The organism is Paenibacillus humicola, from assembly GCF_028826105.1.
In the GTDB taxonomy this organism is placed as follows: Bacteria; Bacillota; Bacilli; order Paenibacillales; family Paenibacillaceae; genus Paenibacillus_Z; species Paenibacillus_Z humicola.
Genome location: NZ_JAQGPL010000001.1, coordinates 85,001 through 97,302 on the forward strand (window position 1 = coordinate 85,001; position 12,302 = coordinate 97,302).

The 12,302-nt window shown below is 55.1% G+C and carries 10 protein-coding genes, 2 tRNA genes and 2 rRNA genes (1 of these 14 cut by a window edge); 11 read left to right on the plus strand and 3 right to left on the minus strand.

The features are described 5' to 3' along the window. From PD282_RS00425 to PD282_RS00475, 11 genes are all read left to right on the plus strand, one after another. A 23S ribosomal RNA gene (locus PD282_RS00425) occupies window positions 1-1,676 on the plus strand; it begins 1,261 nt to the left of the window's first position. Window positions 1,677-1,816: 140 nt separating this feature from the next. Next, window positions 1,817-1,933, plus strand: a 5S ribosomal RNA gene (gene rrf, locus PD282_RS00430). Window positions 1,934-2,356: 423 nt separating this feature from the next. Further along, window positions 2,357-3,814, plus strand: coding sequence for an IMP dehydrogenase (gene guaB, locus PD282_RS00435; RefSeq protein ID WP_274648446.1), 1,458 nt, complete (start codon window positions 2,357-2,359; stop codon window positions 3,812-3,814). A gap of 173 nt (window positions 3,815-3,987) precedes the next feature. Further along, window positions 3,988-5,274, plus strand: coding sequence for a D-alanyl-D-alanine carboxypeptidase family protein (locus PD282_RS00440; RefSeq protein WP_274648447.1), 1,287 nt, complete (start codon window positions 3,988-3,990; stop codon window positions 5,272-5,274). Window positions 5,275-5,382: 108 nt separating this feature from the next. Next, on the plus strand, window positions 5,383-6,264 hold the full coding sequence (gene pdxS / locus PD282_RS00445) for a pyridoxal 5'-phosphate synthase lyase subunit PdxS (protein WP_274648448.1): 882 nt from the start codon (window positions 5,383-5,385) through the stop codon (window positions 6,262-6,264). An 81-nt stretch (window positions 6,265-6,345) separates the two neighbouring features. After that, window positions 6,346-6,930 carry a pyridoxal 5'-phosphate synthase glutaminase subunit PdxT gene (pdxT, locus tag PD282_RS00450; protein WP_274648449.1) on the plus strand — a complete coding sequence of 195 codons (585 nt, stop codon included), beginning with the start codon at window positions 6,346-6,348 and terminating at the stop codon, window positions 6,928-6,930. 83 nt (window positions 6,931-7,013) lie between these two features. Then, window positions 7,014-8,294 (plus strand): serine--tRNA ligase, encoded by a 1,281-nt coding sequence (serS, locus tag PD282_RS00455; protein ID WP_274648450.1) that lies wholly within the window; start codon window positions 7,014-7,016, stop codon window positions 8,292-8,294. 300 nt (window positions 8,295-8,594) lie between these two features. Further along, a tRNA-Ser gene (locus PD282_RS00460) sits at window positions 8,595-8,683 on the plus strand. Window positions 8,684-8,820: 137 nt separating this feature from the next. Continuing rightward, window positions 8,821-9,168, plus strand: a complete 348-nt coding sequence (locus PD282_RS00465; RefSeq protein WP_274648451.1) for a hypothetical protein — start codon at window positions 8,821-8,823, stop codon at window positions 9,166-9,168. Window positions 9,169-9,215: 47 nt separating this feature from the next. Continuing rightward, a complete protein-coding gene (locus PD282_RS00470; RefSeq protein WP_274648452.1) occupies window positions 9,216-9,392 on the plus strand; it encodes a hypothetical protein in 177 nt (58 codons plus the stop codon). A 115-nt stretch (window positions 9,393-9,507) separates the two neighbouring features. Further along, complete coding sequence (locus PD282_RS00475; protein ID WP_274648453.1) at window positions 9,508-9,657, plus strand: small acid-soluble spore protein P; 150 nt, start codon at window positions 9,508-9,510, stop codon at window positions 9,655-9,657. A gap of 188 nt (window positions 9,658-9,845) precedes the next feature. Here PD282_RS00475 and PD282_RS00480 read toward each other — a convergent pair. From PD282_RS00480 to PD282_RS00490, 3 genes are all read right to left on the minus strand, one after another. Then, window positions 9,846-9,922 (minus strand) — tRNA-Pro (locus PD282_RS00480). 90 nt (window positions 9,923-10,012) lie between these two features. Next, window positions 10,013-10,846, minus strand: coding sequence for an AraC family transcriptional regulator (locus PD282_RS00485; RefSeq protein ID WP_274648454.1), 834 nt, complete (start codon window positions 10,844-10,846; stop codon window positions 10,013-10,015). A gap of 396 nt (window positions 10,847-11,242) precedes the next feature. Further along, window positions 11,243-12,229, minus strand: coding sequence for an oxidoreductase (locus PD282_RS00490; protein ID WP_274648455.1), 987 nt, complete (start codon window positions 12,227-12,229; stop codon window positions 11,243-11,245). Window positions 12,230-12,302: the final 73 nt, after the last annotated feature.

The window sequence follows — 12,302 nt, forward strand, 5'->3', positions numbered from 1 at the left end:
GAAGGTATACCGTAAGGAGTGCTGGACTGTATTCAAGTGAGAATGCCGGTATGAGTAACGAAAAGACAAGTGAGAATCTTGTCCGCCGAAAGCCTAAGGGTTCCTGAGGAAGGCTCGTCCGCTCAGGGTAAGTCGGGACCTAAGGCGAGGCCGAAAGGCGTAGTCGAAGGACAACAGGTTGAGATTCCTGTACCACCGTAAACCGTTATGAGCGATTGGGGTGACGCAGAAGGGCAGTGACGCGGGGCGATGGAATGCCCCGTCCAAGCAGTGAGGCTGGTTGATCGGCAAATCCGTCAACCGATAAGGCTGGGCTGTGATGGGGAGGGAAAATTACAGTACCGAAGGTCATGGGCTCCGGCTGCCGAGAAAAGCCTCTAGCCAGGTGAAGGTGCCCGTACCGCAAACCGACACAGGTAGGCGAGCAGAGTATGCTAAGGCGCGCGGAAGAACTCTCGTTAAGGAACTCGGCAACATGACCCCGTAACTTCGGGAGAAGGGGTGCCTCGGTAGGGTGAATAGCCCGAGGGGGCCGCAGTGAAAAGGCCCAAGCGACTGTTTAGCAAAAACACAGGTCTGTGCGAAGCCGTAAGGCGAAGTATACGGGCTGACGCCTGCCCGGTGCTGGAAGGTTAAGGGGAGCGGTAAGCCGCAAGGCGAAGCTGTGAACCGAAGCCCCAGTAAACGGCGGCCGTAACTATAACGGTCCTAAGGTAGCGAAATTCCTTGTCAGGTAAATTCTGACCCGCACGAATGGCGTAACGACTTGGGCGCTGTCTCAACGAGAGATCCGGTGAAATTTTAATACCTGTGAAGATGCAGGTTACCCGCGACAAGACGGAAAGACCCCATGGAGCTTTACTGCAGCTTGATATTGGACTTTGGTACGATCTGTACAGGATAGGTGGGAGCCTAAGAAGCCGGAGCGCCAGCTTCGGTGGAGGCGCCGTTGGGATACCACCCTGATCGTATCGGAGTTCTAACCTGCTACCCTGAAACGGGTAGAGGGACCGTGTCAGGCGGGCAGTTTGACTGGGGCGGTCGCCTCCTAAAGCGTAACGGAGGCGCCCAAAGGTTCCCTCAGAATGGTTGGAAATCATTCGAAGCGTGTAAAGGCAGAAGGGAGCTTGACTGCGAGACCGACAAGTCGAGCAGGGACGAAAGTCGGGCTTAGTGATCCGGTGGTACCGCATGGAAGGGCCATCGCTCAACGGATAAAAGCTACCCTGGGGATAACAGGCTTATCTCCCCCAAGAGTCCACATCGACGGGGAGGTTTGGCACCTCGATGTCGGCTCATCGCATCCTGGGGCTGAAGTAGGTCCCAAGGGTTGGGCTGTTCGCCCATTAAAGCGGTACGCGAGCTGGGTTCAGAACGTCGTGAGACAGTTCGGTCCCTATCTGTCGCGGGCGCAGGAAATTTGAGAGGAGCTGTCCTTAGTACGAGAGGACCGGGATGGACGTACCGCTGGTGTACCAGTTGTTCCGCCAGGAGCACCGCTGGGTAGCCAAGTACGGACGGGATAAGCGCTGAAAGCATCTAAGCGTGAAGCCCCCCTCAAGATGAGATTTCCCAGTATGTAAGACCCCTGGAAGACGACCAGGTTGATAGGTTCGAGGTGGAAGCGCGGCAACGTGTGCAGCTGACGAATACTAATCGGTCGAGGGCTTATCCTATCGGTGTTCACGGACACGTGAAGGCCGCTTCGGAAGACCAGCTAAAGGTTAATCGGATGTTCGTATCCAGTTTTCAGGGTGTAACGCCCTGAAACAGTTGGACGGATTGGGCGCAAGCTCGAACCGAGTTCAACACCCCGTTTGGTGGCGATGGCGGAGGGGAACCACGCGTACCCATCCCGAACACGACCGTTAAGCCCTCCAGCGCCGATGGTACTTGGACCGCAGGGTCCTGGGAGAGTAGGACGTCGCCAAGCAGCACGAAACCGATTCGCTAAATGCGAGTCGGTTTTTTTGTTGTTTAATACAGGTCAATTAACATTTGGGACAGTTGACCTTTCGCATTAGGTTCCGTATCGATTCACCGCCGCTGGAAGGCGACGTCAGCTGTTTCATATTGATCCCCCAACATTCCCCTGTTTTGGTCTGAACTCCTTCACAACCGGATCCCGAATGAAGCTCATACTATTCCCCATCAGGTTTTCGTTTGCCATACAAGAGCATGGGCTCGACGGCGCGTTCATCGTTTCTGAAATCGCCATAAAAGCACCCTTCGAGTTACCTTGACAGCCCCTAACCCCTCTGCTACTATTGCAATAATATACGGAGAGGTCGTACCACAAACGCCGTAAACAAGCATCATTACAGGCAAATTTCACCTTTGAGGGAGGAACATACTTGTGTGGGAAACCAAATTCGCCAAAGAGGGATTAACCTTTGACGATGTGCTGCTCGTGCCCCGCAGATCGGATATTTTACCGCGGGAAGTCAATGTATCGACAAGCCTCAGCGAGCACGTAAAATTAAACATTCCGCTGATGAGCGCGGGGATGGATTCCGTAACGGAATCGGCTTTGGCGATTGCGATGGCGCGGGAGGGCGGCATCGGCATCATTCATAAGAATATGTCGGCACAGCAGCAGGCCGAAGAAGTCGATCGGGTGAAGCGCTCGGAGAGCGGTGTCATCACGAACCCGTTTTCGCTGACGCCGGATCATCATGTATACGATGCGGAAGAGCTGATGGGTAAATATCGGATATCGGGCGTACCGGTCGTAGACGGCGACGGCAAACTGGTCGGGATTATCACCAACCGCGATTTGCGTTTTAACCATGATTTTTCGATGAAAATCAGCGAAGTGATGACCTCCGAAAATCTGGTTACCGCACCGGTCGGCACGACCCTGCAGCAAGCGGAAGTGCTGCTCCAACAGCATAAGATCGAGAAGCTGCCTTTAGTGGATGATACGAATACGCTTAAAGGCCTTATTACAATAAAGGATATCGAGAAGGCGATTCAGTTCCCGAATGCGGCGAAGGACCGCCAGGGCAGGCTGCTGTGCGGCGCCGCGGTCGGGATAGCTAAAGATACGATGGAACGCGCGGAGGCACTTGTACAAGCCGGTATCGACGTTCTGGTCGTCGATACGGCCCACGGGCATCATAAAAATGTATTGGAGACGGTGCGTAAACTGCGTGCCAAATATCCGGATCTGGTCATCGTTGCCGGCAACGTCGCGACCGGCGACGGCACCCGCGACCTGATCGAAGCCGGGGCTTCCGTCGTGAAAGTGGGCATGGGTCCGGGATCGATCTGCACGACGCGTGTTATTGCCGGCATCGGCGTGCCGCAAATTACCGCCATCTATGACTGCGCCTCTGTCGCGCGGGAATACAAGGTGCCGATTATTGCCGACGGCGGCATCAAATATTCCGGCGACGTGACGAAGGCGATAGCGGCCGGAGCCAGCGCAATCATGATCGGCAGCCTGTTTGCGGGCACCGAGGAAAGCCCGGGCGAGTCCGAAATTTATCAGGGACGCCGCTTCAAGGTTTATCGGGGAATGGGATCGCTGGGCGCCATGAAAGAGGGCAGCAAGGACCGCTATTTTCAGGAAAACGAAAACAAGCTGGTCCCCGAAGGCATCGAAGGCCGTGTTGCGTATAAGGGACCGCTTGCGGATACGGTGCATCAGCTGATCGGAGGGCTGCGTTCCGGCATGGGGTACTGCGGTACGAAAAATTTGGACGAGCTGAAGTACGATTCGCAGTTCGTCCGGATTACGAATGCCGGCTTGCGCGAAAGCCATCCGCATGACGTGCAGATTACGAAAGAGGCGCCGAATTACTCGCTTTAACGCTCAGCAGCCGCATCGAAACGATCGCTCGGGCTTCGGCGCGATGGGAGCGCCGGATGGCTCGGCCGCCAGCAGGGAGACGGTGGATTCACCGCTCCCTGCTTGTCTTTTTTCGCGTATGCTCCTTGTGTTACAATAATAGAATCACTCATGGGAGAAAAGGAGAGACTGCGTTGAAACGGAACAAGGGACCGGTGCGTCTGAAGCCGGTAATGTCCGCTATGCTGGCCTTATGGCTTTTTGTGATGATCGTCGGTGCGAATTCGGCATTTGCCGCGGATAATTCCGAATTTGTCGAAAATTCGCTGGGATTAAATGTTCAATCGGCCATATTGATCGATGCGGACACGGGTCAAGTGCTGTACGAAGTGAACCAGGATGCCGTTCGGCCTCCGGCCAGCATGACCAAAATGATGACGGAATACATTGTGCTCGATGAAATTAAAGCTGGACGCCTGAAATGGGATACGGTGGTCACCGTTACGAAGGAGGCGGCATCGACGCCTGCGGACGGTTCGCAAGTGTATTTGGCCGAAGGAGAGAAATATACCGTCAAGGATTTGTATATTGCGATGGCGGTAGGCTCGGCCAACGATGCGACCGTCGCGCTTGCCGATGCCATCGGGGGCACGGAACAGGGCTTTGTTCAGAAAATGAACGATATGGCCAAAAAGCTGGGAATCACGTCGGCCCATTACACAAGCGCGACCGGCCTAGCCGATACAACGGTTATCTCCGCGGCGGACCAAGCTAAATTTGCCCGGCTGCTGCTGAAGAATCATCCCGAGTTTCTGGACTATTCGAAAATTCCTTCCTATAAATTTCGGCCGCGAGATAAAGATCCGATGATCAATTATAACTGGATGCTTGCAACGAACAAGGATATTCCGAATTTTCGTATGTATGCTTATCCGGGCGTGGACGGGATGAAGACCGGTTTCATCAGCAAAGCCGGCTATTGCTTCACGGGTACGGCCAAACAAGGCGATTTGCGGCTGATCGGGGTCGTGATGGGCACGAAATCCGAAGGCGCGCGTTTTCTGGAGATGGCGAAGCTGTTCGATTACGGGTTCAACAACTTCGAGAAGAAAACGCTTGTGAATCCGAAATCGGTAGTAGATTCTGCACAAACGGTCACAATAAAGAAAGGTGCATCTACGGAGGTGCCCATCGTCACGCAGTCGGAGGTGTCGCTGCTCGTTAAGAAAGGCAGCAATACGCAGCTTGGCGCACCGAAGGTTTCGCTTAAAACCGATCTGGTGGCGCCGATCGCGGCCGGAACGGCGGTCGGTACGGCGACTTACACCTATAAGGATCCGGATACCGGTACGACGATTACGAAATCGGTCAATCTGATTACGGCGGAGGACGCGGAGAAGGCAAGCTGGTGGCGGCTCATGTTCCGCTCGATCGGAAACTTCTTCGTCGGCTTGTTTAAAGGAATCGTGAATCTGTTTTAAGGTTGAGCAGCGTTCAGCTTAGGAATGAATGGACCATTGTCGATTGAAACGGGATGCTGTAAAATATTTGGTTAGAGCAGTAACGGAATGAATTAGGAGGCTTTGGACATGGAGACAGGAACATCGCGCGTTAAACGCGGTATGGCAGAAATGCAAAAAGGCGGCGTCATTATGGACGTCATGAACGCGGAGCAGGCGAAAGTCGCCGAGGCGGCCGGCGCGACGGCCGTTATGGCGCTGGAACGGGTCCCTTCCGATATCCGCGCGGCAGGCGGCGTCGCCCGTATGGCCGACCCGACCGTTTTGGAAGAGGTTATGAAAGTCGTTTCGATTCCGGTTATGGCGAAAGCGCGGATCGGACATTTTGTCGAGGCGAAGGTGCTTGAGGCGCTGGGCGCGGATTACATCGACGAGAGCGAAGTGCTGACGCCGGCCGATGAAGTATTCCACATTGACAAAAGCCAGTTCACGGTTCCGTTCGTCTGCGGGGCGAAGGATCTCGGCGAGGCGCTGCGCCGCATTCAGGAAGGCGCGTCGATGCTGCGTACGAAGGGCGAGCCGGGAACGGGCAATATCGTCGAAGCGGTTCGTCATATGCGCCTGATTACGGGCCAAATCCGCAAAGTCCAAAACCTGTCCAAGGACGAATTGTATGCCGAAGCGAAAAATCTCGGCGTTTCGTACGATTTGCTGCTGGGGGTTCATGAAACGGGCAAGCTTCCTGTCGTCAACTTTGCGGCAGGCGGGGTGGCGACCCCTTCGGATGCGGCGCTGATGATGCATCTGGGCGCTGACGGCGTATTTGTCGGCTCCGGCATTTTCAAGTCCGAAAACCCGGAAAAATTCGCCCGCGCAATCGTTGAAGCGACAACGCATTACGACGACTACAAGCTCATTGCGGAAGTGTCGAAAAATCTCGGCACGCCGATGAAGGGGATTGAAATTTCGAAGCTGGACGCGTCGCAGCGCATGCAGGATCGCGGCTGGTAAGAAGCGATAGGCGGCGCGGATGCCCCAAGCGGTATTCCCGCCATATCGGCCCGCACGCAGAAGAAAGAAGGCAGATGAACGATGAAGATAGGCGTACTGGCGCTGCAGGGCGCCGTGGCGGAGCATATGCGCAGCATTCGGTCGGCCGGCGGCGAGCCGGTGGCGGTCAAACGTACGGAGCAGCTGGACGAACTGGACGGGCTCATTATCCCCGGCGGGGAAAGCACGACCATCGGCAAGCTGATGCGGAAATACGACTTTATGGATGCAGTTCGCAGCTTCTCGGAGCAGGGTAAACCGATCTTCGGCACCTGCGCCGGATTGATTGTTTTGGCGGAGCGGATCGAAGGCCAGGAAGAGGCGCATCTTCAGCTGATGGATATGACCGTTGCGCGCAACGCCTTCGGACGGCAGCGGGAAAGCTTCGAGACCGATCTGCCCGTTCAGGGCATCGATCAGCCGGTGCGAGCCGTGTTCATCCGCGCGCCGCTCATTAAAGAGGTAGGCGAAGGCGTCGATGTGCTCTCCACTTATAAAGGGGAGATCGTTACCGCGCGGCAGGGTCACCTGCTTGCGGCCTCCTATCATCCGGAGCTGACCGACGATTACCGGCTGCATGCTTATTTTCTGGACATGGCGAAGGAAGCGGCGGCAGCCAAGGCTTAAAAACGGGAAAAAGACTGCGCTGGCACGCAGTCTTTTTGCGAATATACAGCAGATTAAAGCGTTAGAGAGGGGCTTTTTCAGTCGTGTTGGATGTCAAACGGTTACGAAACGATTTTGATCAAGTCAAGCAGGCGCTTGAGGACCGGGGCAAGCCGTTCGAGCTCATCGCCGATTTCCCTGCGCTGGATGCGAAATGGCGCGAAATGCTGCAGGAAACCGAGCAATTGAAAAACCGCCGCAATACCGTTTCGCAGGAAGTGGCCCGGCTGAAAAAAAGCGGCGGCGACGCGGAGGCGCTCATTGTCGAAATGCGCGAAGTCGGCGACCGGATCAAGGCGCTTGACGACGAAATCCGCGCCGTGGAAGCGGAAATGAACGAGCTGACGCTGGCCATCCCGAATATTCCGAATGCTTCGGTGCCCGTCGGCAAATCCGAAGAGCAGAACGTGGAAATCAGGCGCATCGGCGAAGTGCGGGATTTCGGTTTCGAGCCGAAGCCGCATTGGGATATTGCGCAGGAGCTCGGCATACTCGATTTCGAGACGGCCGGCAAGGTGACCGGCTCGCGGTTCGTATTTTACCGGGGGCTGGGGGCGCGTTTGGAGCGTGCGCTGATCAACTTCATGATGGACCTGCACAGCGACAAGCATGGCTATGAGGAGCTGCTGCCGCCTTATATCGTCAACCGCGACAGCCTGATCGGAACGGGACAGCTGCCGAAGTTCGAAGAGGATTTGTTTAAGCTGGCGGATACCGATTATTATTTGATTCCGACGGCCGAAGTACCGGTGACGAATGTGCATCGCGAGGAAATATTGGCGGCGGACGATTTGCCGAAATATTACGTCGCGTTCAGCGCCTGCTTCCGCTCCGAAGCGGGTGCGGCGGGCCGCGATACGCGCGGGCTGATCCGCCAGCATCAATTCAACAAAATCGAGCTCGTCAAGCTGTGCAAGCCCGAAGATTCGTATGCGGAGCTGGAGTCGCTGACGCAGAACGCCGAGAAGGTGCTGCAGCTGCTCGGCCTGCCTTATCGCGTGCTCACGCTATGCACGGGCGATATGGGGTTCTCGTCGGCGAAAACATACGATCTGGAAGTGTGGCTGCCGAGCAGCAATGCGTACCGCGAAATATCGTCCTGCTCGAATTTCGAGGATTTTCAGGCGCGAAGAGCGGGAATCCGTTACCGCAAGGATGCGAAAAGCAAGCCGGAATTCGTGCACACGCTGAACGGCTCGGGTCTGGCGGTCGGACGCACCGTCGCCGCGATTATCGAGAATTATCAGCAGGCGGACGGGACGGTTCTCGTGCCCGAAGCGCTGCGTCCGTATATGGGCGGCACGGAAGTTATTGGCCGGCGCTAAAGGCTCACCGGCGGTACAACCGATGATACCCGGAGCGATTCAGTAAGACGAACAGAGGTTGTTGGACGGCCGTGCAGACGGGGGCACTGCCAGGATATGCGGCCTGCCACATGCGGTATGCGGCCTGCCACATACGGGCCTGGAGGAGATCGGCAGGCGGTAAAGAGGTCCGTCGCGCCTGCAGCCTCTTTCCGGAAGCAAATGGCGCTGCAGGCCAAAAATGAAGCTTGCGCTGCCTTTTTGGCCTGTGGTACAATGTTTATTGCTTCATCTTCGGTATATAAGACGGAGCACCTATTTGGAGAGGTACCGAAGCGGTCATAACGGGGCGGTCTTGAAAACCGTTAGGGTGCAAGCCCACATGGGTTCGAATCCCATCCTCTCCGCCAGTATACATACCTTCACGAAAGCGTCCTTCCGCGAACCATCGCCCGGACGCTTTTTTTGTTCTCTCGAATCCCAAGTGTCCGCCGCCGCATAAAAACGCAGTCGGAGCCGCATATTATCGGCATGGAGGTGGGAAACGATGAGTACACACGATGAGCTGAAGATCGACCAGCAGCGGCTTGTGCAAGCCTGGCAGCAGAAGCTGCCGACGACGTTCAACGAAGCGGATCGCGCCGAAATCGCGGCGGACGAGCAGGATGCGAAGGCGCTGCGCGTCACGATCCATACGGCCGGCCATCAGCTGTATACGTTCGATTTTAAAGTCGCTTATGTGGACAGCCGGGAGATCCGGGTGACGCTGATCGACGTCGAGAAGGATGGCCGTACGGTCGACGAGCGCAGTGACATGGTGCAGCAGCTCGTTCAGGATTATACCCGCCATATTCACGAGTGCGCCCAAGCGCTGCATGAGCTTACGCACGCTTAACCGGGCTTTCATGATAAGACGATCAGCGAAAGGCAGGAATTGAAGCGATGACGAAGGCAAAAGGATCCGCCGACAAAAATTTAAGCAGCGTTGTAAAAGACTTGGATCGAAATCCGGTCAACAGCCATCAGGCGCAGCAGCTGCAGCAGGATACGAACGACCGCAGGCATCAGGATGCGCTGAACCACGACGAACCGACGGATTTGGAGCAACAGCGGAGCTGAACCACGGCGAACCGACGGATTTGGAGCATCAGCGGAGCTGAATCACGGCGAACTGCGGATCTGGAGCATTAAGCGGAGCTGAACCGAAACCTTGGAAAGGGAGGCTGAAGGCATCATGAGCAAGCCGGATAGTGTACCGGTGCCTGTACCTGGCGAGCAGACCGGAAGAGTAAGCGAGGATCATAACCCGCCGCAGGAGCCGTTGTCGGGCTCGAAAAAAACGAAGCAGGCCAATCATTCCCGGCACAACAACGGGGAAGGGTAACAAAGCCGCGCTGCCGGCGGTTGGAGCAGAGCTCTCATTTATCGATGCGAAGGAGCTTCGGTAAAATGGGGGCTTTTTCGTTTGGACTTACGAACAAAAGCGGATACCGCGCAATTGCGCAGGTACCCGCCTTTGTACGTCAAAATTAAAAAACTTGCGGCTGGACACCGCAAGCTGTCGTTATTCAATGGTCGAGACGACAGGATTTGAACCTGCGACCTCTTGGTCCCGAACCAAGCGCTCTACCAAGCTGAGCCACGTCTCGATGCCGTTTGTCGTATTCATAATCAAATCCGACAAGCAAGAAAAATAATAACATATAATTGGGCGGTTGTAAAGGGCTTTTTCACTGCCATTAATTGCGATTCATCCGACGGTAGGATGAGGGCGTAAACCCGGTCTGTTCCTTAAAAAACCGGGAGAAGTAAAACAGCGTCATGCCGACATTTTCCGCGATTTCGGATACCGAGGTGTCGGTAGCGGCCAACCAGTTTTTTGCCCGTTCCAGGCGCAGCGCATTCAAATATTGAATCGGCGAACGGCCGGTGAACTGCTTGAATACGCGGATAAAATAATTCGGATGATAATGGACGATTCGTGCCAGCTCCTCGACGGTGTGCTGATCTTCCAGGTGCTGCTCCATATAACGGATGATGCTATGGATTTTGTCGACCGCCGCCGAAGTGGGGGCGAACGTCGCATCGTCCGCCTGTTCGATAAAGGAAGCGATGAGCTCGAGCATGATCGATTGGACCCGCAAGCCGGCCGTAAAGCTGTCGCTGCGCAGCTCCTGCCTCAAGCTCCGGAACAGCTTCACCCAGCGCCCCCACCGCTCGTCGTCCGCGACGCGAACGATCGTCGGCGTCTTCAGCACATCGAACAGCCGAAGATCGCCTACGTAGGCGGTAAAATGGCACCAATATTTGCCGAAGGTGTGATCGCTGATCGTCGAATAGCTTTGGCGGATGCCGGCCGGCATAAGGACGAGCTGTCGCGAGGAGGGATAATATTCCGTATCCTCGATCCGGATAAGCCCTTCGCCTTCTTCGATTAAATACAGCCGGTTGAATTCCGGCACAAAATCGATGTACCTCCAGGAGGAATCGACTTTCGTATACTCGACCGTGTTCACGCGGACGCGCGCTTCCTCCATGAAGCTTTTCCACAGCCGCCTGGTTTCACTCGTCATGTAAGCCTTCTCCTTCGAACGGAAATGGGCTCTAAATAAAAAACCCTTGATACTCAAGGGTTTGGAACGCCCTATGTATGGCGTGCTTTGCATTTCGACAACAGTCTCAACTGAAATTACAACACGGTTATTATAACACAGGATTAGGAAGTTTGAAGAGCTTTGTTTCCCATCTTTGGCCGGCCAAGCTTTTTGTCTCGGAACAAGTTAAGATCATCGTCGGGTAAGCGGGTCAGCTTCAAACAAACCTCTGCACGCAGCTCCGTGCGATACGCTGTGAATTAGCCAATATACAGACAATGATAAGTGACGCCATTACACCAAACATCAATGTATGAAAAAACGACAGTCCGCCACAACTTCCGGGGACTGTCGTTTCTCATTGAATCACCTGATTTAGACGACGAATTTCAAGCCGATTAATTGTTCGCTTAATGTCCAGAGACGCTCGGCGTCCGCTTCGTTGACCGCCCATTCAAATACGCCGGGCGTGTGTGGGGTATTCGTGATGGCCGCAATATCCACATTCTCACAATAGACGCCGCCTTTCCCGTCGAGCTGAGGATGGACTGCGCACCAGACAGACGTGGCTGCGCCTTCTTCGATCGTCTTGAGTTCATTGTTATACTCGGCAAAGACGCGCTCTCCCCGCTCATTCAACGCGCCCATCGAACGCAATTCCTCGTCGGTTAAATTACGAGCCAAGTCCGTCACGATTGTGCCCGGATGAACGGAAAATGCCCGCACGCCATGCGGTTCTCCGCGCTTGTCCATTGCTACGGCAAACAGTGCGTTGGCTGTCTTGGATTGCGCGTACGCAAGCCATTTGTCATAAGCGCGTGTATTGAAGTTGGGATCTTCGAAATCGAAGCCGGCGAGCTGATGGGCACGTGACGATACGGAAACGATTCGTGCTCCTTCCGCTTTCTTAAGCGCCGGCCACAACCGCAGCACAAGCTGAAAATGCCCCAAATGATTCGTCGCAAGTTGGGATTCAAACCCCCGCGAATCGCGAACGAGCGGAGTCGCCATGATCCCGGCAGAATTGATCAGGATATGCAGAGGCTGGCCGGTAGCGAGGAACCGTTCGGAAAACGCATCGATGGACGCAGGGTCCATAAGGTCCAATCGTTCCAGTTCCACGCCTGGAACCGCACTTAAAGCAGCCTGCGCTTTCTCGAGAGTTCGGACGGGCACGATGACCCTTGCACCTGCAGAGGCAAGCACTTTGACGGTTTCCAGGCCAAGTCCGGAATACCCTCCCGTCACGATGACAGTCTTGCCGGTGAGATTTTGATTTCCTAAGGCTTCCTTCGCAGTCGTCCGCGGCCCGAAGCCGGACGGAAGCGGCGTTTGAAGCGCGGTATGATTTTGAGTCGTCATATTTTAACCTCCAACAATGTGAATGATCTATCCATAGCCCGAGTTCCATTAGGAAACCCATTCGATTAACGTT